Origin of the sequence: Photobacterium sanguinicancri (genome assembly GCF_002265265.1) — a bacterium.
GTDB classification, from domain to species: Bacteria; Pseudomonadota; Gammaproteobacteria; order Enterobacterales; family Vibrionaceae; genus Photobacterium; species Photobacterium sanguinicancri.
On record NZ_NOIF01000018.1, the window covers coordinates 1 to 20,241 of the forward strand.

Genomic DNA, 20,241 nt, shown 5'->3' on the forward strand with positions numbered 1-20,241 from the left:
CAAAAATACGATTCAGTTACGCCATCAGTTACATGTCGACATACCCTACTCGCTCCATTTTGTGGATAATTGAGTAGCAGTACGACAACTAAACTTATGCTATTTACAGAAAAAGTCATTACTAACCCACGATGTTGTCATCGTGAAATCATGCCGCCCTCGCAAAATGTAACAAAACATTACTTCCTTTGTGCCGACCACCACACATATGTATGACAAACCTTAACACTGCGCTTTTTTTAAGGTATTTATTGTTTATTAACTTTAACGGTAGCAGGCAACCCACTGACTTTTATCACTTAACAAATGGTTAGCCAAAAATTTAAGCTTAGGACACACCAGCTGTAGATCGGCGTTACTCCCTACTTACTCCTTTCGCCTCCGCGAAATCAGTGCCTACTGAGTCCCAGTTCACTACCCCTGGCGCAAGCCCTTTTCGCTGTTCGCGAATACTCGCTATCCCCAACGAAGTTTAAACGGATTGTTTTACTAAAATGGAGACTCATCATGAGTGATATTGCACTATCGATCAGCATTCTTGCGCTGGTTGCTGTGCTGGGCTTATGGATTGGGAACTGGAAGATCTATGGTGTGGGTTTAGGGATTGGCGGTGTGCTGTTTGGCGGCATTTTCGTTGGTCACTTTACTGACTCATGGGGCATCGGTCTCGATTCACATACCCTGCACTTCATCCAAGAATTTGGGCTGATCCTGTTCGTGTATACAATTGGGATTCAAGTCGGCCCCGGCTTCTTTGCCTCCTTACGTAGCTCTGGTTTAAAGCTCAATGGTTTTGCCGCGCTTATTGTTATTATGGGTTGCCTAGTCGCCATTGCACTTCATAAAATCTTCGACGTTCCCTTACCTATTATTCTCGGGGTTTTCTCGGGGGCGGTAACCAATACACCGTCGTTAGGGGCTGGACAGCAAATATTGAGCGAATTGGGCGCACAAGAGAACATGCTTGATCTGACGGGTATGGGCTATGCTGTGGCTTATCCATTTGGGATCTGCGGTATTTTACTCACCATGTGGATGCTACGTTTAGCTTTTCGAGTCGATATAGATAAAGAAGCTGATGAGTTTGAAGCGAACAACGGCCAAAGAAAGCAAACCCTTCATACCATTAATGTCGCTGTGAAAAACACCAACCTTAGCGGGCTAATGCTAAAAGATGTCCCAGCACTCACAGATGGTGACATTGTATGCTCACGATTAAAACGGGGGGAGCACCTCAATGTTCCTCGACCAGATTCTACAATTGAAGTTAACGATTTACTGCATCTTGTAGGCGAAAAACACGCCCTTAGAAAAGCGCAATTAGTGATAGGTGAGGAAGTCGATGCCTCGCTGTCTACACGCGGTACTGAGCTGCGTGTACAGCGCTTAGTGGTCACCAATGAAATCGTACTGGGTAAGAAAATCCATGATTTAGAGCTAAAAGAAAAATACGATGTCGTTGTTTCTCGTTTAAACCGTGCTGGTGTCGAACTAGTACCGACTAGCCAAACCACCTTACAGTTTGGTGACATTCTGAATTTAGTGGGTCGACACGAGGCGATCGAAGCCGTCAGTGGTATTGTTGGTAACGCGCATCAAAAGCTTCAACAAGTTCAGATGCTGCCTGTCTTTATCGGCATAGGTTTAGGCGTGCTATTAGGTTCTATTCCTTTCTACCTTCCGGGATTTCCTGCAGCAATAAAGTTGGGCCTTGCCGGCGGCCCATTAATCGTTGCACTTATCCTTGCTCGAGTAGGCAGTATTGGCAAACTCTATTGGTTCATGCCACCAAGCGCTAACTTAGCATTACGTGAGATTGGTATTGTTTTATTCCTTGCCGTCGTAGGTTTAAAGTCTGGCGGAGGCTTTGTCGAAACACTCGTCAACGGTGATGGGCTTAGTTGGATGGGTTACGGTATGGTGATTACTTTAATTCCATTGATCAGCGTCGGTGTGCTTGCTCGCTTATTCGGCCAGCTAAACTATCTGACAATCTGCGGCATGCTTGCTGGTTCAATGACAGATCCACCCGCGTTAGCTTTTGCGAATAATATCCACAGTACCAGTGGCGCTGCAGCCCTCTCTTATGCAACGGTATATCCACTCGTTATGTGCTTACGTATTTTGTCGCCACAGATCCTCGCTCTGCTTCTGTGGACGATGTAACGCCAAAAATGTGACCAAAGACGGCCAGTGCCTAGATAACTGGCCGTCTTTGTTACACAAACACTCATCCCATCAGTCGATTAGCCTCATCAAACTCACAAAAACAAAACAACATACTATAAAGCAAAGCATTTTTATGACGATATAGATACTAGGAATGCATATTTCATTCCTATAGGAATCATAAATACTATAATTAGGCGTGTTGTTATGAAGAAATTGAAGTTAAAGAGCAAACTTTTATTGCTCAGTTTGCTCCCTCTATTTGTCACTTTGGCAGTCGCAATTGGATTGATCGTAACGTTAGAACAAAATGCATTAAATGATGAAGTGGTTCACTATCAAGAACGACTCATTTCAGAACGGAAATTTCAGCTTGAAGATGCAACAACGATCATCAAGCACTCTGTTGATAACATACTTCAAACAACACCAAACAAAACAGAAGCGATTGATAAAATCCGTACGCTTCTCTCTCCTATCCGCTTTGCTGATGAAGACTCAGGTTACTTTTTCATCTATGACATGAAAGGCACCAATATTGTGCATTCAACGGCACCCAATAAGCACGGCTCTAATAGTATCAATGCCCGTGACGTAAATGGTGTTGCTTATATCCAAGGTTTAATTAGCGCCTCACGTAATGGTGGTGGTTTTGTTGAATACAGCTATCCAAAAACAGCAAATGGACAGCCACAACCTAAGTTAAGCTATGCTGCTGGCGTAAATAACGGTAACTGGTTTATTGGTACTGGTTTGTACATTGATGATATTACAGAGGAAGTGGCAACCTACCGTGCAACGGCTGAACTCGCTACGCAAGAGCGCTTTGAGCTAGTGCTAATCAGCTCAGTTATCCTAGCTATTATTACCATTATTTTAGTGCTGTTTAGTGCCAACCGCATTACAACACCAGTACAAAATATGGTTGATACCTTAAATGACATTGCCGATGGTGAGGGTGATTTAACCCGTCGTCTCAATGTTCAAGGTGAAGATGAAATTGCTGACCTTGCCAATGCATTCAACCGCTTTGTTGCCAAGCTACAAACCATCATTAAACAAGTTTCTGATGTAACAGAAAATGTTGGTCGCGCTGCTGGGAGTATCCATCAACAAACACAAGGTCTAACGCAGCAACTTCACGACCACAATAACGAAACAGAACAAGTGGTCACCGCCGTGACAGAAATGAGTTCTGCAGCCAGTGAAGTGGCGATCAATGCTAATGAAGTGGCCAACGCAACCAGCAATGCCAGCCAAGATTCACAGCTTGCACAGCAACGTGTTGATACCTCGGTTGCTTCAATAACAGCTTTGGTCGATGAAGTTGATCAAGCAGCAAAACATATTGATTCACTAAACCAACAATCACAGAAAATTGATAATGTATTAAAAGTTATCGGTGAAATTGCAGAACAAACCAACCTACTAGCACTGAATGCCGCCATTGAAGCAGCTCGTGCCGGTGAACAAGGTCGTGGTTTTGCTGTGGTAGCCGATGAAGTCCGCGGCCTCGCCAGCCGTACGCAAACAAGCACTAAAGAAATCAAAGAGATGCTTGATGAATTACATGCGCTTGTTGCTCATGCTGTTAGTTCAATGGATCACAGCCAAAATACGTGTACAGAAGCAGTCGGTGCTGCTAACTCGATTACAGAAAGCCTTTCTTCTGTGACTGGCGCTGTCGAAGCTATCAATGATATGACCAGCCATATCGCCACAGCAGCAACCGAGCAAAGTTCAGTAACCGATGAAATCAACAGAAATATGATTTCAATACAAGATATTGTCAGTCATCTTATTCAATCCAATAGTGATTCTGAACATGTTGTTTCTGAACTAAATGAAGCGGGCGAAGAGCTAAAACAGCTGGTTGGGCAATTCAAAACAAGCTAACCCTCTCTGTCTTAGATGTAAGGTTTACACAGAAAAATAACCAATAAAAAAGGCAACGCTAATCACGTTGCCTTCATTGTATCTTGCGCTATTTATAATCAGCTTTAGTCTCTAAACAACAAGCAGCTACGCCCTTCTATTTCGGTGCGGTATACATTGGTTGCAAAAATATCAGTTAACCGTTCTGCGGTCATTACCTCGTCTGGTGTTCCTTTCGCAACACAAGAACCGTTATTCAGTAAAATCACCTGATCAGCTTCTGTAAGCGTGCGATTAAGGTCATGGTTGGCCATAATAACCGCAATACCTTGCCGCGCAATTTTCTTCACCAATCGATACATTGCCGCTTCTTGCCCAATATCAAGCGCTGCTGCAGGTTCATCTAATAGCAGTAGTTTTGCATCGGGATTAATGGCTGGCCATACTTGTAAGCAAGCTGCCGCTAAACGGACACGTTGCCACTCACCACCGGATAGTTGCTGAATATTTCGATTCAGTTTGTCGTTGATCCCTAACGCATCACAGATCTCATTAATGGCTACTTGTAACTGTACCGCGTTAACATTAACTAACGCTGACGTCGCCAGCGCTAAATAATGGTACACAGCGACTGAAAAAGCAGGACGATCTTGCTGCGATAAATAGCAGCGACGCTGCGCTAGTGATGGGTAATCATAACTTCCGATATTCCCCCCTAAAAACTGGATATCACCATCAGCAGAAAATAAGCCCGATAACAATGAAATCGCCGTGCTTTTCCCACTGCCATTAGGGCCTATCAAATGTAAAATCTCTCCAGCTGACAACGAAAAAGAGACAGGTAACAACCGAGGTGGCATCGCGAGATTTTTTGCACTAATAATTGTCATAGCATCACTTAATCAATATGAGAACGCAGCAGCATCCAAACAAAAACTGGCGCACCAATCGTCGTTGTCACTACGCCAACAGGCAGTTCAGCAGATGACAAGGCTATCCGTGAGATCGTGTCAGCAAAAGCGAGCAAAAGCGCACCACTCAAGGCCGACAGCGGTAATAGATAACGGTTCTCTGTACCAAGTGCTAGACGTAGTAGATGAGGAACCACAAGCCCAATGAAGCCAATAATTCCGCCTAAGGCTACCGATGCCCCAACTAATAGCGAAACAACCATAATTAGCTTCCAGCGCAGTTTAACTACATCTAAACCTAGCTGTTTCGCATGTACCTCGCCAAGCATTAATACATCGAGTTGTTTTCCGCGAGTGCACAACCAAAGTAATACTGGCACGACGAGCATACCAATCGACAATTGTGACCAACTTACTCCGCCAACGCTGCCCATCAGCCAATACATGAGCTGACGTAAACTCAGGTCGGTGCTGAAGTAGAACGCCCAAGTCACCACTGCGCCCGATAGAATACCGAGTGCAACCCCTATCAATAATAACTTCGCGGTTGAGACCCGACCACCACGCGACAGCCCAACTAAAATCAAGGTGAATGTCAGTGCCCCAAACATAGCGGCACTCATCGTCATGCTGGCTGTAGGATCGACGGGAGCAAAAAAGAGTAATAAAACTAAGGCTAAACTAGCCCCACCAGAGATCCCAAGCACACCTGGTTCTGCTAAAGGGTTTCCTAGTAACACTTGTAGTACCGCACCAGACGATGCTAGAGCTGCCCCTATCATTAATGCCGCTAACAATCGTGGGAAACGTAACTGATAGAGTAATTGCGCTTCAAGATCGCCACTGGGTGCCCAAGGCAAAATCCAAAGTTCACCTACGGACAAAGCAAAAAAAGAGGCCAGTAATAGAAGTAAGACAATAACAAAACTACATGCTTTCCAGCGTAATTGCTGGCGGTGTATAAGGTCGTTAAGTTGCATGGGCCGACGTGTAATAAAATGATGGCGTAACAATACAATTAAAGCCACAAAATGGAAAGCACGAGCGAAGCACTCGTGCTATCAAGGTGTTACACGCTGAAAGCTATTGCTATAACGTATTCATTTGGAAACCAACTTACTGACAAGCGTCTCTACAGCTCAGACAGTAACATCTACAGCTAATGACGTAACAATAGTTAACGGCTATCGCTGACTTCGACTGATCAAACGACTTTAATTTGCCCTTCAGCAGTGACAGCGGCTTGTTGTACCAGCAAACAAGCTCGCTGACCAAGCGCGACATTGGGGTTAGGGAACACTACCGCTTCACCCCCTTCTAATGAAAAGTATTGCTTGTCTTGATCCTGTCCAAGTAAGCAGCCTTGCTCAAAAAAAGTAAAGTTGGCCTGAGAAGCAGGAAAGTTAAAATTAAAGTCATCGCTTAGTTTCGTAATCGTACGCGTCACTTTATATACAATAAGCTTGCTACCTTGCCAGCTATAAGGTTGTTCTTCATGTTGTAACAGTACACGTAATGCACAATCGAAAGCACTAAGACGCTCAAGATCATTTTCGCCTAATTTAGCAACCCGCCCTAATTCCATTGTTAACGCTTGCGCACCATATTTAGATGCACTGTACCAACTAAAGGTCGGTGAGTCGGCGCGAGACAATAATACAGCTTCAACTTCCGCCTGTTCTAGGAAGGCAAATAGTGCATTACTGCGTGTTGGGTAAGCACTATAAGGGCTAACCGCAAATGTATAATGGGCTGAGTCTCGGATTGCACTATGCAAGTCTAAGTGCCAGCGTGATACACCGTCCTGTACATCAGCTATATCACTACCCTGATAAAAGTGATCGACTTCTTGCTGAAGAGTATTCGCTATTTTACGGTCGATATTATTCGGTTCATTACGGTGAGCAAATAAACGATTCATATTCTCCGCAATAAAGCGGGTATGCGCCAACGTCGCTTCAGGATGCGCAATAATGAAGAGAAGGCGATGAGCAGGCTCAAATAAACCTTTCAGTATCTCGCCACTGAGTTGTTGTAGTAGCTCTATAGGACCCGTTTCATCACCATGCACCCCTGCAGATACAATAATGCTTTTCGTAAACCTTGATATAACATTAGGCTCTATAATTAAGACACCACGTGAACGTAGCTGAAAAGAAACGCCTGACTGTAGTTGCCATTCACCGCCAACAAACACACTGTCCATATCAAGCGTTGCAGATAAAAACTCTCCAGCCTTGACCCGATCTAGTGATGACATCGACAACCTCCTTGTTTATTCGACATATCATACATATCGACATTACAAGAATGTTAAGCAACAGTAAACAAGCGCAACATTAAGGTGTGATTTAGCAAGAAAAGAGAAGCAGTAAAATTAAAGGGGTTGGAATGGGGGTTAGTATTAAAAGCATCAGCCCGATAAAAGAAAACCCAAACGAATCTTCACGTTCGTTTGGGTTACTCAGTATTCATCGCTAAAAGCTGTTATTTTTCGATCTCGATATTTTCAACACGCGCTTTTAGTTTTTGGCCAGGACGGAAAGTCACAACACGACGCGCACAAATTGGAATATCTTCACCCGTTTTAGGATTTCGTCCCGGACGTTGATTTTTATCACGAAGGTCGAAATTACCGAAGCCAGATAACTTCACTTGCTCGCCGTTTTCTAGTGCTTTTCTGATTTCTTCAAAAAAGACTTCCACCGTATCCTTGGCGTCCCGTTTGCTTAATCCCACATTTTCAAACAGGTTCTCAGCCAAATCGGCTTTTGTGAGCGCCATAGATAACTCCCTCAAGACTAAGTTGAATGGATAGCGTACATAACTCAAGTTATGTATCACTGTTAATGGGTTTGTTGACTTGAAACCTAATCAGAGTGCGTAAACCCTCGATTGCAATTTGATAAGGTCTTGCTCAAGCTCAACTGTAGTCAAGTTTAAGCCAACTTGCTGATTTTCGCCAACTTTTTTCACTATGCAAACGTGAAAATAACAGACTAATTCGCAAAATAATGCTTAATTTCAATACGCTCGCCCATGCTTATCAAACCACAAAACCGAGAATAAATGCTATATAATCAGCAACATATAGCATTATCAGCCACTTTACATACAGAAAACAGCAAAAATAACCAACTATCAATCTCTTAGAGAATTTGAGAAACAGATCAAAAAAAATCACTATTTTTAGCTGCATTTCGAAAACAAAGACTTATATAGAACGCTTACAACGCTCTATTAGGAGCTAAGTAATATGTTTTAATCCCCAATACTACCCGCCCCCGTATCCGCCTCAGGAATATTGATACAAAAAACAATCAAAACTCAACGTCTATTCAATTGTTGCGATACCTTATATCCCTATAGCGTAAATTTTCGGAATAAAAAAAGGGTGACTTGATAAACAAGTCACCCTCTAAAACTATTCTCTCGCTTTGGCTGCCTACTGGTAACCTAGCGTAAAGTATTAATCGCGTAGCGACGCATTAAACTTCTCAGCAAGCGCTGCAACAATTGCTTCTACTGCATTTGCAATATCGGCTTCTTCTAGTGTGCGCTCTGTTGATTGCAGTGAAAGTGCGATAGCAAGGCTCTTATTACCTTCCTCTACACCTTTACCACGGTAAACATCAAACAAGTTAACACCTGTTAGTAGTTCACCACCGTGTGCACGACAAGCTTCAACAACGTCACCAGCAGCAACATCTTCGCTTACAACAACCGCGATATCGCGACGGTTTGCAGGGAATTTAGAAACAGCAGCGGCTTCTGGTAGTTCACGAGAGTTGATAGCACTCCACTCTATTTCGAATACGACAGTACGACCGTTAAGGCCAAACTTACGCTCAAGTTCTGGGTGAACTGTACCAATTACACCAACCTCTTTGCCATCAACAACAATTGCTGCTGTTTGGCCAGGGTGAAGTGCCGGGTGCTTCGCTGACTTGAAGCCAAAGGCTACATCGTTAGCTGTTAGCTCAAGAACCGCTTCCAAGTCACCTTTTAGGTCGAAGAAATCAACAGTGTTGCTCTCAATGTCCCAGTGCTCTTCGCTACGGTTACCAGCAATAACGCCAGCAAGCATAGGTTCTTGACGCATGCCATTTTCAGCTGTTTCACAAGGGATGAAACGTAGGCCGTATTCAAATAAACGAACACGTGGCTGCTGGCGCTTCTGGTTGTGAACAACAGTGTTTAGCAAGCCTTGGATTAGACCAAGACGCATTGCTGACATGTCTGCTGAAATTGGGAATGGTAGTACTAGTGGCTCAACACCAGGAACAATCAGAGTTTGTTGCTCTGGCTCTACGAAGCTATAAGTAATTGCTTCGTGGTAACCACGGTCAACAAGAAGATCACGTACGCGCTTAAGCGGTAGGTTAGCTTCTTTATGATCATTCATGTTTAGTGCAGCAACAGGTGCTTGATTAGGAATATTATCATAACCGTAGATACGACCAACTTCTTCAATTAGGTCTTGCTCGATTGCGATATCAAAACGCCATGTTGGTGCAGTCGCAGTCCAACCTTCAGTTGTTGTTTCAACTGTTAGACCTAGGCGCTCTAAGATCTCTACAACGTCAGCATCTTCGATGTGGTGACCTAGTAGGTTATCTAGCTTAGTACGACGTAGCGCAACTGTGTTTGGCTTAGGTAAATCAGCGTCAGATTCAACGCCAACAACAGGTGCTACTTCACCGCCACAGATTTCAACTAGCAGTTGAGTCGCGCGCTCCATTGCATTGTGCTGTAGTGCGAAATCCACACCACGCTCAAAACGCATAGAAGAGTCAGTGTGTAGACCGTAGCTACGTGCGCGACCACGAATGTGGTCAGGTGCAAAGAATGCACACTCAAGAAGAACATCTTGAGTCTCATTGTTTACGCCCGAATCAGCACCGCCAAAGATGCCAGCAATTGCTAGCGCTTTAGTGTGGTCTGCAACAACAAGTGTGTCTGCGTTTAGCTCAGCTTCAGTACCGTCTAGAAGAGTCAGTTTCTCACCCTGCTCTGCCATACGTACTACGATACCACCTTCGATCTTCGCTAGATCGAATGCGTGCATAGGCTGACCTTGTTCAAGTAGAACAAAGTTAGTGATATCAACAACAGGATCGATAGAGCGAATACCACAGCGACGCAGTTTTTCTTGCATCCATAGTGGCGTTTCAGCTTTCACGTTCACGTTTTTAACAACACGACCTAGGTAACGAGGACAAGCTTCAGATGCTTTAACTTCGATAGCAACTGTGTCTTCAATCGATGTTGCAACAGCGTCAACAGCAGGCTCAGTCACGTCAGCACGGTTTAGAACACCGACTTCACGAGCAAGACCACGAATACTGAAACAATCAGCACGGTTTGCCGTTAGATCAACATCAACAGTAACGTCGTTTAGACCTAGGAATTCACGGAAATCAGTACCTAGTACTGCACTTTCTGCTAATTCTAAAATACCGTCAGACTCAACATCGATACCCAGCTCAGAAAATGAACAAAGCATACCGTGAGATGGTTGACCACGTAGTTTCGCTTTCTTGATTTTGAAATCACCAGGAAGTACTGCACCAACAGTAGCAACCGCGACTTTAATACCAAGACGACAGTTAGACGCGCCACATACGATGTCTAGAAGCTCTTCAGCACCAACATCAACTTTAGTCACACGTAGTTTGTCTGCATCAGGGTGTTGTTCACAAGAAACAACCTGACCCACTTTAACGCCAGTAAATGAACCTGCTACAGGTAGAACGTCGTCTACTTCTAGGCCAGCCATTGTAATTTGGTGAGTTAGTTCGTCAGTCGTAACCGAAGGGCTAACCCACTCACGAAGCCAAGATTCGCTGAATTTCATAGTGATTAAACCTCTGGATTACTTAAATTGTTTTAGGAAACGAAGGTCGTTCTCGAAGAACGCACGTAAATCGTTTACACCATAACGAAGCATAGTTAGGCGCTCAACGCCCATACCAAATGCGAAACCAGAGTATTTCTCAGGATCGATACCTACACTGCGAAGTACGTTCGGGTGAACCATACCGCAACCAAGTACTTCTAACCATTTACCGTTTTTGCCTTTCACGTCTACTTCTGCAGAAGGCTCAGTGAATGGGAAGTAAGATGGACGGAAACGTACTTCCACTTCTTCTTCAAAGAAGTTGCATAGGAAGTCATGCAGAACACCTTTAAGCTGTGCAAAGTTCACGTTTTCGTCAACTAGCATACCTTCCACTTGGTGGAACATTGGTGTGTGTGTTTGATCGTAATCGTTACGGTAAACACGGCCAGGTGCGATAAAACGTAGTGGCGGCTGACTTGCTTCCAATGTACGGATCTGAACACCAGATGTGTGCGTACGAAGCATCAAATCTGGGTTAAAGAAGAAAGTATCGTGATCCGTACGTGCTGGGTGATCTTCTGCAATGTTTAATGCATCGAAGTTGTGGAAAGCATCTTCGATTTCAGGACCAGCTTCAGTTGTAAAGCCAAGCTCACCAAAGAAGCTTTCAATACGTTCGATCGTACGAGTAACAGGGTGAATACCACCGTTTTCAATACGACGGCCAGGCATAGTCACGTCAATCGTTTCAGCTGCAAGTTTTGTTTCTAGTTCTGCGCGTTGTAGGGCATCTTTACGAGCCACTAGCAGTCCTTGAACGGCTTGCTTAGCTTTATTGATTTCTTGACCAGCAGTGCGACGCTCTTCTGGTGGTAGTTTACCTAGTTGTTGTAGTTGAAGGGTTAAGTGACCCTTTTTACCTAGGTACTGAACTCGGACTTCGTCCAGAGCGACTAAAGAATCAGCCTGCTCAATAGCTGCCGTTGCGTCGGCAATAATCTCGTCTAGATGTTGCATCATTTCCTCATCCACCCACAGGTGGCGTCCATAAGGGAGATATAAATTCGCGTAACGATACATACTAAAGAAACAAGCGTCTAAAACCAAACTGATTTGTAAGAAATAGGTTTGTTTGTTTAAAAAAATACCCTGATAGGTATAGATTGAAAGATTATTCGCTATCTCTCTGAGAGACGGACTGAATTCAGAAGCAGTACTGAGTATGAATTTCGCTACGGGGAAGGAATCTCAGGTATAAAAAAAGGAGAGCCGAGGCTCTCCTTTTCAAAATCAAACTGGACTGAAATTACAGTGCAGCTTTCGCTTTTTCAACAAGTACTGTGAAAGTAGCTTTGTCGAATACTGCGATATCAGCAAGGATCTTACGATCGATTTCAATAGATGCTTTCTTAAGGCCATTGATTAGACGGCTGTAAGACATGCCATTTTGACGAGCAGCAGCGTTGATACGTGCAATCCAAAGTTGACGGAAAGTACGTTTCTTGTTGCGACGGTCACGGTAAGCGTATTGACCAGCTTTAGTAACAGCTTGGAAAGCTACGCGGTAAACACGTGAACGTGCACCGTAGTAACCTTTAGCTTGTTTAAGAACTTTCTTGTGACGTGCACGCGCTTGTACACCACGTTTTACGCGAGGCATAGGAGACTCCTAACTAAAATAATAAAAATAAAACTAAAAACGATTAAGCGAACGGAAGCATACGTGCAACAGCTGCCACTTCACACTTAGGAAGGATAGCGTTTGGACGAAGCTGACGTTTGTTCTTAGTAGTACGTTTAGTCAGGATGTGACGTTTTGTAGCGTGCTTAAACTTAAAGCCACCAGCTGTTTTTTTAAAGCGCTTAGCTGCGCCTTTGTTGGATTTCATCTTAGGCATGATGAGACTCCGCATTGTTGATAGTTAATAAACTAGTAATCAGGCGAACAAAAGCGCTGCCGGAGCAGCGCTTTTAGCTACTTTAATGCCGTAATTACTTCTTCTTAGGGGCAAGCATCATCGTCATTTGACGACCTTCAACTCGATTAGGGAAGCTTTCGCAGACCGCTAGGTCTTCTAGTTCTGCCTTAATACGATTCAGAAGCTCGATACCAAGATTCTGATGGGCCATTTCACGACCACGGAAACGTAGTGTGACTTTACCCTTGTTGCCCTCTTCTAAAAAGCGAGTCAGGTTGCGTAGTTTTACCTGATAATCGCCTTCGTCTGTACCAGGTCGGAATTTAACTTCCTTGATCTGGATTTGTTTTTGCTTTTTCTTTTGCTCTTTAGCAGCCTTCGCCTTTTCGAACAGGTACTTGCCATAGTCCATCACACGACAAACTGGTGGCTCGGCATTCGGGCTGATTTCAACTAAATCCACACCGGCTTCATTAGCAATACGAGTCGCTTCAACAAATGAAACAACACCAATTGATTCACCATCAATTCCCGTTAGACGCACTTCGCTAACACCATGGATTTCACCGTTTAAACGGTGCGCATTTTGTTTAACTGGTGCTTGAGTTCTTCTTCCGCCTTTAATACCTTAGTCCTCCAAAACATTAAGCGTACGACTGCTAATCTCTTGCTGCAAGAATGCAACAAGGTCATCAATCTTCATTTTACCCAAATCTTTACCCTTGCGAGTTCGAACTGCTACTTCGCCTGCTTCGACTTCTTTGTCGCCGCAAACAAGCATGTAAGGCACTCGCTTCAAAGTATGTTCGCGGATTTTAAAGCCAATCTTCTCATTTCTCAAGTCCGCATTGACTCTAATTCCACATTTTTGCAGTTTTTTTACAATTTCTTGAGCATATTCTGACTGACTGTCAGTAATATTCATCACAACAGCTTGCTGAGGCGCCAACCATGTTGGGAAGAAGCCTGCATAATCTTCGATAAGAATACCGATGAAACGCTCTAGTGAACCAAGAATTGCACGGTGAATCATAACTGGGGTATGACGTTCGTTGTCTTCGCCCACGTATGTTGCACCTAAGCGCTCTGGCAATGCAAAGTCTAGCTGAACTGTACCACACTGCCATGCACGATCTAAACAATCGTGAAGCGTAAACTCGATCTTAGGACCGTAGAATGCACCTTCACCTTCTTGAATCTCAAATGGAATATCCATTGACTCAAGGGCGAATGTTAGGTCAGCCTCAGCTTTATCCCACATTTCGTCAGAGCCTACACGTTTTTCAGGACGTGTAGATAGCTTAACAACAATGTTGTTAAAACCAAATGTCTGGTACGTATCATATACCATTTTAATACAAGATGTAACTTCTTGTTGTACTTGGCTTTCTGTACAGAAAATGTGCGCATCATCTTGAGTAAAGCCACGAACACGCATAATACCGTGAAGTGCACCCGATGGTTCGTTACGGTGACAAGCACCAAACTCAGCCATACGTAGTGGAAGATCACGGTAAGACTTCAGACCTTGGTTGAAGATTTGCACGTGACCTGGGCAGTTCATTGGCTTGATAGCATATTCACGGTTCTCTGAATTCGTCGTGAACATTGCTTCAGCGTATTTGTCCCAGTGACCAGAACGTTCCCAAAGTACACGGTCCATCATTAATGGGCCTTTCACTTCTTGGTAATCGTATTCTGTTAGTTTCTCACGAACAAATACTTCTAGCTCACGGAAGATAGTCCAACCGTTGTGGTGCCAGAAAACCATACCCGGCGCTTCTTGCTGCATGTGGAACAGGTCAAGTTGCTTACCGATTTTACGGTGATCGCGTTTTGCTGCTTCTTCTAGACGCGTTAAGTGTGCTTTTAGCAACTTCTTGTCTTGGAATGCAGTACCGTAGATACGCTGCAGCATCTTGTTATCGCTGTTACCGCGCCAGTATGCACCCGCTACGCTCAGAAGCTTAAAGTTCTGGCAGAAGCTCATGTTAGGTACGTGTGGGCCACGACACATGTCGATGTATTCTTCGTGATGGTAAAGGCCAGGACGATCATCGCGTGATACGTTTTCGTCTAGGATTTCCATTTTGTAGGTTTCACCACGTGATTCAAACGCATCACGTGCTTCCTGCCAGCTCACTTTTTTCTTAACGACTTGATACTTAGTTTTCGCAAGTTGAAGCATGCGCTTTTCAATAGCATCAACATCTTCTTGGGTTAGCGATTGCTCAAGATCGATATCGTAGTAGAAGCCGTTGTCGATCGTTGGGCCGATCGCCATTTTTGCTTCAGGATATAGTTGCTTAATCGCATGACCTAAAAGGTGCGCACAAGAGTGACGGATGATTTCTAGACCATCTTCGTCTTTCGCTGTGATGATTTCTAAAGAAGCATCATTTTCAATTAGATCACAAGCGTCAACACGTTCGCCGTCAACACGACCAGCAATACAAGCCTTAGCAAGGCCAGGACCGATAGAAAGCGCTACGTCCATAGTTGATACAGCATTGTCATATTGACGTTGACTGCCGTCAGGAAGAGTAATTACAGGCATTGAATATTCCTTACAGTGGTGCCACACACCAAGTAGCACATGTCAGTTGTAAAGCCTTTGAAAGCTTTGATGAGTTAAATTAAGAGGCTTTTGCTTCACCAACCCCGCAATACAGAGCGATATAGTGAGACAAAGCGTTCGCGATAATAGCAGAGGCTAGATAATGATTGCAAAGCCTCTGTTTATAATCATGCTTCAACAAGTTGATAAGTAACCACATAGAGAGACTCTATGTTTGGGTAAATATCTTGGATGACAGATTTCAGTTCTGGCAATGTCATATTTTCTTGCTCTGCATGGAAATCTGTTAGTTCAGAAAACAAAACGGGCGTTACCGCGTCGATTTTTAATTTGCAAAACCAACGACCATCTTCGTATGTAGACACGTCCACGACTGAACCAACTTGGTAATGGCTTTCAGATTCATCGCGAATAGTGATGGTTTTCTTTTTAGCCAAAATGTCCACTTCAAAACGTTCAAAGAAGGTCATTTCTGTTGGAATACTATTCACAGTACATCCTTAATATAAAGCAAAACAAGCGAGGATTAACGACGGCGAGAAGGTCGTGATGAACGGTCTTTATAAGCAGAAGCGGCTTTCGCTTGCGACAATTCAATCGACTCTACCGTTAATACCATAGGTTCACGAGGCTCAATACCGTTTGCAAACGTACGTTTACGAGGCGGTAAAGCATACTCTTCGTCAGATGCACGCGGCATGCGCTTAAAGCGAGATAAATAGAAGCCTTCTAGCTTTTCTCTCGCCCACTCAGTTTTACGAAAGTACTTAACGCAACTCGCGATTGAAGGATTTTTTGTAAAGCAATGAAAACGCATAGCAGTTGCAAGGATCTCCCAGCCATAAAAGTCGACAAGCTCTGTGAGTAGCGTTTCTAATTTAAGGCCGTGAAGTGGGTTGTTTTGTTGTTCTTCTAACATTGCTATTCCTAAAAAAGCAGATATAAGGCGTAATCATCGCACAATAGTATGGTATTCACTATATATGGCGTTACTCTGCGTCGTGATCATCCAATAACTCAAACACCTCTTTAGCTGCTGTCATACCATTAATTGCAGCAGGAAAGCCTGCATAAACCGACATTTGCAAAATCACTTCAGTAATTTCTTTCTGAGTACAGCCGATGTTTAACGCACCGCTAATATGCCCTTTCAACTGTGGCTGACAGTTTCCCATTGCCGTCAATGCAGCAATAGTGGCTAATTCACGCGTACGAAAATCTAAACCATCACGTTGTAAAACCTCACCAAAGGGAAACTCAATCGTATACTTTGCTAAATCAGGGCAAACGTCACGAAAAGTGTCCATCATGCTATCTGCCGCGCCAGGTGCTAATTCATTTAGCTTGGTCAAACCAGATTCGTATCTACTTGTCATAGTCTATAAACCTACTTGTATGATTTTAAACAAATAAAATACCATCATTTGCTAGCGTCACCTATCACATAGGCTTGCAAAACTTATGTTAATCCCCCCCAAAACATCACCTTCGTTGTTGCGTTCAAGCGCAAATATAGAATAATCCCGCTCGAAGCCTACTCGCTAAACTTGCAATCACACATAAAAGTTGCTTTTATTTGTATAGGCAAATATGGACTTATAGCAATGAGCCAATCTCCACGTTACTTAGTTATTAAGCAATACTTAAAAGATCATATACAGAGTCGCCAATGGATGCCGGGGTATCAAATCCCGACTGAGATTGCGCTATCTGAACAGTTCAATGTTAGTCGTATGACAGCGAATAAAGCTGTCAAAGAGTTGGTATCAGAAGGTTTACTTCAGCGTACTCCACGGCGTGGTACATTTGTGTGCCATAAAAAAGCCGAGTCTCCGCTGATGACTATCACTAACATCGCTAAAGAAGTGACTGAGCGCGGCCACCAATATTCTAGCCAAGTGATCAGTCAGCAAAAAGTCGCCGCAACAGACGATACCGCGTTACGGCTAGGCGTTAGGCATGGCACAGCATTGTACTTCACCCAAATTGTGCACTTTCAGGATGACTCCCCTATTCAGCTTGAAGAACGCTGGGTAAACCCTGATTATGCTCCGCAATACTTGGATCAAGACTTCACGCAGCAAACACCCAACGAGTACCTTGTTCAAACATGCCCATTGAGTGATATAGAGCATACCGTCGAGGCAATTTTACCGCCAAAACGTATTTCAGCCTTGCTCAAGATGCTAGATTCAACCCCTTGTTTATTGCTAAACAGACGAACCTGGAGCAATAAAAACCTGATCAGTACCGCGTTACTTTATCATCCAGGCGATAAATATAAATTAAGCTCGCGTAACGCAGTCTAAGCCCCATTAAACCTTAAAAAGAAAGCGAAGTGGAAACATCGCTTTCTCTTCCTTTACTCTCCCCCCAACACCACAATGACTTTTATTCATTTTTTAAACTGAATTCATCGACAGCGACTTATATATTTCCTACTGATCTTGCTCACAAAACTAGCTTAACACTCTCTGAACTCAGTATAACGATCACATTTCTTTTACATCTCATCTTGAGTTCAGTGAGAAAATTGTCTATTTATTTGTATATACATTAATAACATTGTGGGATAACCATGGATCGTGTTCTTACTAATCTAAAGCTCGTTACTATGCAGCCAATAGCAAATCAGTCCGCTGATGAAAACAATGGCTATCATATTATCGACAATGCAGTGATCGGCATTATCAATGGTAAGATCAGCTATATCGGATCATCAGATCATGTCGATCTTCATGGTCATCCTGATGTTATTGATTGCCAACAAGCCTTGGTCACTCCGGGTATTATTGATTGTCATACTCACCTCATTTTCGCGGGGAATCGCGCCAATGAGTTTGAACAACGTTTGCAAGGTGTACCATACGAAACTATCGCTAAAGCGGGTGGCGGTATTCTTGCTACAGTTCAAGCCACCCGAGCTGCAAGCGAAGACGAGCTTTACGAATTAGCTATTGATCGGTTGGAAGGATTAAAACGTGACGGCGTAACAAGTATTGAAATTAAATCTGGCTATGGACTGACCCTCGAAGATGAAATAAAGATGCTACGCGTAGCAAAATCCATTGGCGAACTTGAAGACATAAAAGTCAGCACCACATTGTTGGCAGCACATGCCCTTCCTCCAGAGTATCAACATAATGCCGATGGCTATATCGATCATATCTGCACTGAAATAATTCCCGTTGTCGCAGCTGAGAAGTTAGCAGATGCTGTCGACGTGTTTTGCGAGAACATTGGCTTTAGCAATCAACAATGTGAGCGTGTGTATGCTGCTGCACTTGCACATGGATTGAAGATTAAAGGCCATACTGAACAGCTATCTAATCAAGGTGGAAGCCAACTTGCTGCATCAATGGGGGCAACATCCGTTGATCATATTGAGTACCTGGATGATGCTGGTGTTACCGCACTCCAAAAGTCCGGAACGGTAGCGACTTTATTACCCGGTGCATTCTATTTCCTTCGCGAAACCCAATATCCTCCTATAGATGCACTTCGCAAGGCCAAAGTGCCAATGGCGATTGCCAGTGACTTTAACCCAGGCACTTCACCTATCGCCTCAATGCGCATGATGATGAACCTTGCCTGTACCCTCTTTAGACTCACACCAGAAGAAAGCCTGCGAGGTGTAACCTGTCATGCAGCTCAAGCCCTAGGGTTAGGGGAAAGTCGAGGGCAAATTCGTGTTGGTATGGATGCAGATCTGGCTATATGGCAGCTAGAACACCCGACTGAATTATCGTATCGCATTGGCGTACCGGATTTGCTCGCCCGTGTTGTTGATGGAGAGTTCTTTTATGCCGATTGATATGCGTACCGCAGTGATAGACATGAGCCCTTGGCAAGGCCGAAATGACGCTGAAGATGGCGATCGTGGTTTACGTTGGCACCATCAAGTACAGCCAGCCGATAACGCCAACGATGAAGGCATCATGTTATTAGGTTTTGCGTGTGATGAGGGCGTAAGCCGCAACAAGGGGAGAACTGGCGCTTATGATGCCCCAGTGGTGATTCGTAAAGCTCTGGCAAACCTAGCTTGGCACCATAAAGAACCTATCTATGATGGCGGCGATATCCATTGCGATGACGGTAACCTTGAACAAGCTCAGTTGCGATTAGCTAACGATGTATCACAAGCCCTGCGCCAAAAACACAAAGTGATTGTTTTTGGTGGTGGCCATGAAGTCGCTTGGGGGACTTTTCAAGGTTTAGGCCGATACATCCAACAAAAGCAAACTCAGCAACACGAGATATCATCGGCTGACTATCCGCCCCAACACGTACCGCGCATTGGCATTATTAATTTTGATGCGCATTTTGATTTAAGGAGCCTACCAGCAGCCTTAGGTGGGAACCTTGGAAGCTCAGGCACACCTTTTCATCAAGCCGCTCGCTTTTGTGAACTGCAAAGCTGGCCATTTCATTACGCCTGCATTGGCGTGAATCAAGCCAGCAATACACAGGCACTGTTCGATAAAGCGGATGAACTTGGCGTAACTTATATTGAAGATCACAACCTCAACTATTTTGAGTTAAAACAAGGCATTGAAATTTTACAGGGCTTTATTGCTGAATGTGATTACCTCTACCTCACGATTGATATGGATGCCTTCCCAGCTTCTGTAGCACCTGGTGTTAGTGCACCAGCTGCCAGAGGGATCCCGCTCGATATTTTTGAGGCGTTGTTACAACCCATATTTGCTGCAAAAAATGCACAACACGAAAACAAATTACTTGTTGCCGACATTGCAGAGCTAAACCCTCGCTTTGATATCGATAATCAAACTGCGCGGTTAGCTGCAAGGCTGACATGGCTGATTGCACAATCTATTCGTTAAGGCGCAACCTATCCATTAGACACCATGATTTCACAAGACACTGTCGATTCATAACACACTGTCGATTCATAAAAACTGTGAATTAATGAAACACAGCAAAATC

General features: G+C 43.9%; 18 protein-coding genes. 5 read left to right on the forward strand and 13 right to left on the reverse strand.

Going from position 1 to position 20,241, the window contains the following annotated elements; genetic code table 11:
* Positions 1-507 precede the first annotated feature (507 nt).
* Positions 508-2,166, forward strand: a complete 1,659-nt coding sequence (locus tag ASV53_RS04870) for a putative transporter (protein WP_094956300.1) — start codon at positions 508-510, stop codon at positions 2,164-2,166.
* Between the two features lie 210 nt (positions 2,167-2,376).
* Positions 2,377-4,065, forward strand: coding sequence for a methyl-accepting chemotaxis protein (locus tag ASV53_RS04875; protein WP_094956301.1), 1,689 nt, complete (start codon positions 2,377-2,379; stop codon positions 4,063-4,065).
* A 104-nt stretch (positions 4,066-4,169) separates the two neighbouring features.
* Here ASV53_RS04875 and btuD read toward each other — a convergent pair whose 3' ends face one another.
* From btuD to ASV53_RS04940, 13 genes are all read right to left on the reverse strand, one after another.
* Positions 4,170-4,934 carry a vitamin B12 ABC transporter ATP-binding protein BtuD gene (btuD, locus tag ASV53_RS04880; RefSeq protein WP_094956302.1) on the reverse strand — a complete coding sequence of 255 codons (765 nt, stop codon included), beginning with the start codon at positions 4,932-4,934 and terminating at the stop codon, positions 4,170-4,172.
* An 8-nt stretch (positions 4,935-4,942) separates the two neighbouring features.
* Positions 4,943-5,935 (reverse strand): vitamin B12 ABC transporter permease BtuC, encoded by a 993-nt coding sequence (gene btuC / locus ASV53_RS04885; RefSeq protein ID WP_062691117.1) that lies wholly within the window; start codon positions 5,933-5,935, stop codon positions 4,943-4,945.
* A gap of 224 nt (positions 5,936-6,159) precedes the next feature.
* Positions 6,160-7,215, reverse strand: coding sequence for a succinylglutamate desuccinylase (locus ASV53_RS04890; RefSeq protein WP_094956303.1), 1,056 nt, complete (start codon positions 7,213-7,215; stop codon positions 6,160-6,162).
* 227 nt (positions 7,216-7,442) lie between these two features.
* Positions 7,443-7,739: an integration host factor subunit alpha gene (ihfA, locus tag ASV53_RS04895; protein ID WP_094956304.1), complete on the reverse strand. Its 297-nt coding sequence runs from the start codon at positions 7,737-7,739 to the stop codon at positions 7,443-7,445.
* 685 nt (positions 7,740-8,424) lie between these two features.
* Complete coding sequence (pheT, locus tag ASV53_RS04900; protein WP_094956305.1) at positions 8,425-10,812, reverse strand: phenylalanine--tRNA ligase subunit beta; 2,388 nt, start codon at positions 10,810-10,812, stop codon at positions 8,425-8,427.
* A gap of 18 nt (positions 10,813-10,830) precedes the next feature.
* The gene (gene pheS / locus ASV53_RS04905) at positions 10,831-11,814 is read right to left on the reverse strand and encodes a phenylalanine--tRNA ligase subunit alpha (protein WP_062691143.1); all 984 of its coding nucleotides are present in this window, start codon (positions 11,812-11,814) and stop codon (positions 10,831-10,833) included.
* 289 nt (positions 11,815-12,103) lie between these two features.
* A complete protein-coding gene (rplT, locus tag ASV53_RS04910) occupies positions 12,104-12,457 on the reverse strand; it encodes a 50S ribosomal protein L20 (RefSeq protein ID WP_048897216.1) in 354 nt (117 codons plus the stop codon).
* 43 nt (positions 12,458-12,500) lie between these two features.
* The gene (rpmI, locus tag ASV53_RS04915) at positions 12,501-12,695 is read right to left on the reverse strand and encodes a 50S ribosomal protein L35 (protein ID WP_036832349.1); all 195 of its coding nucleotides are present in this window, start codon (positions 12,693-12,695) and stop codon (positions 12,501-12,503) included.
* A 94-nt stretch (positions 12,696-12,789) separates the two neighbouring features.
* A complete protein-coding gene (gene infC, locus ASV53_RS04920; protein ID WP_083540973.1) occupies positions 12,790-13,341 on the reverse strand; it encodes a translation initiation factor IF-3 in 552 nt (183 codons plus the stop codon).
* Positions 13,342-13,344: 3 nt separating this feature from the next.
* Entirely contained in the window at positions 13,345-15,273 is a 1,929-nt protein-coding gene (gene thrS / locus ASV53_RS04925) for a threonine--tRNA ligase (protein ID WP_062691122.1), read from the reverse strand.
* Between the two features lie 188 nt (positions 15,274-15,461).
* Positions 15,462-15,764 carry a N(4)-acetylcytidine aminohydrolase gene (gene yqfB, locus ASV53_RS04930; RefSeq protein ID WP_062691144.1) on the reverse strand — a complete coding sequence of 101 codons (303 nt, stop codon included), beginning with the start codon at positions 15,762-15,764 and terminating at the stop codon, positions 15,462-15,464.
* A 56-nt stretch (positions 15,765-15,820) separates the two neighbouring features.
* Complete coding sequence (locus ASV53_RS04935; RefSeq protein WP_062691123.1) at positions 15,821-16,213, reverse strand: VF530 family DNA-binding protein; 393 nt, start codon at positions 16,211-16,213, stop codon at positions 15,821-15,823.
* A 70-nt stretch (positions 16,214-16,283) separates the two neighbouring features.
* Positions 16,284-16,670, reverse strand: coding sequence for a carboxymuconolactone decarboxylase family protein (locus ASV53_RS04940; RefSeq protein ID WP_094956306.1), 387 nt, complete (start codon positions 16,668-16,670; stop codon positions 16,284-16,286).
* A 228-nt stretch (positions 16,671-16,898) separates the two neighbouring features.
* Here ASV53_RS04940 and hutC point away from each other — a divergent pair, with 228 nt between their 5' ends.
* From hutC to hutG, 3 genes are all read left to right on the forward strand, one after another.
* Positions 16,899-17,603, forward strand: coding sequence for a histidine utilization transcriptional repressor HutC (gene hutC / locus ASV53_RS04945; RefSeq protein WP_094956307.1), 705 nt, complete (start codon positions 16,899-16,901; stop codon positions 17,601-17,603).
* Between the two features lie 269 nt (positions 17,604-17,872).
* Positions 17,873-19,108, forward strand: a complete 1,236-nt coding sequence (hutI, locus tag ASV53_RS04950) for an imidazolonepropionase (protein WP_094956308.1) — start codon at positions 17,873-17,875, stop codon at positions 19,106-19,108.
* Positions 19,098-20,138: a formimidoylglutamase gene (gene hutG / locus ASV53_RS04955; RefSeq protein ID WP_239928733.1), complete on the forward strand. Its 1,041-nt coding sequence runs from the start codon at positions 19,098-19,100 to the stop codon at positions 20,136-20,138. The genes hutI and hutG overlap by 11 nt, the downstream gene beginning before the upstream one ends.
* The last annotated feature ends 103 nt before the right edge of the window (positions 20,139-20,241 follow it).

Coding starts and splice junctions, on each gene's coding strand:
- ihfA (WP_094956304.1), bottom strand. CDS start 7,739: ATGGCGCTCACAAAAGCCGATTTGGCTGAGAACCTGTTTGAAAATGTG.
- ASV53_RS04870 (WP_094956300.1), top strand. CDS start 508: ATGAGTGATATTGCACTATCGATCAGCATTCTTGCGCTGGTTGCTGTG.
- pheS (WP_062691143.1), bottom strand. CDS start 11,814: ATGCAACATCTAGACGAGATTATTGCCGACGCAACGGCAGCTATTGAG.
- thrS (WP_062691122.1), bottom strand. CDS start 15,273: ATGCCTGTAATTACTCTTCCTGACGGCAGTCAACGTCAATATGACAAT.
- rplT (WP_048897216.1), bottom strand. CDS start 12,457: ATGCCTCGCGTAAAACGTGGTGTACAAGCGCGTGCACGTCACAAGAAA.
- pheT (WP_094956305.1), bottom strand. CDS start 10,812: ATGAAATTCAGCGAATCTTGGCTTCGTGAGTGGGTTAGCCCTTCGGTT.
- ASV53_RS04940 (WP_094956306.1), bottom strand. CDS start 16,670: ATGACAAGTAGATACGAATCTGGTTTGACCAAGCTAAATGAATTAGCA.
- hutI (WP_094956308.1), top strand. CDS start 17,873: ATGGATCGTGTTCTTACTAATCTAAAGCTCGTTACTATGCAGCCAATA.
- rpmI (WP_036832349.1), bottom strand. CDS start 12,695: ATGCCTAAGATGAAATCCAACAAAGGCGCAGCTAAGCGCTTTAAAAAA.
- hutC (WP_094956307.1), top strand. CDS start 16,899: ATGAGCCAATCTCCACGTTACTTAGTTATTAAGCAATACTTAAAAGAT.
- ASV53_RS04890 (WP_094956303.1), bottom strand. CDS start 7,215: ATGTCATCACTAGATCGGGTCAAGGCTGGAGAGTTTTTATCTGCAACG.
- hutG (WP_239928733.1), top strand. CDS start 19,098: ATGCCGATTGATATGCGTACCGCAGTGATAGACATGAGCCCTTGGCAA.
- btuC (WP_062691117.1), bottom strand. CDS start 5,935: ATGCAACTTAACGACCTTATACACCGCCAGCAATTACGCTGGAAAGCA.
- ASV53_RS04935 (WP_062691123.1), bottom strand. CDS start 16,213: ATGTTAGAAGAACAACAAAACAACCCACTTCACGGCCTTAAATTAGAA.
- btuD (WP_094956302.1), bottom strand. CDS start 4,934: ATGACAATTATTAGTGCAAAAAATCTCGCGATGCCACCTCGGTTGTTA.
- ASV53_RS04875 (WP_094956301.1), top strand. CDS start 2,377: ATGAAGAAATTGAAGTTAAAGAGCAAACTTTTATTGCTCAGTTTGCTC.
- yqfB (WP_062691144.1), bottom strand. CDS start 15,764: ATGACCTTCTTTGAACGTTTTGAAGTGGACATTTTGGCTAAAAAGAAA.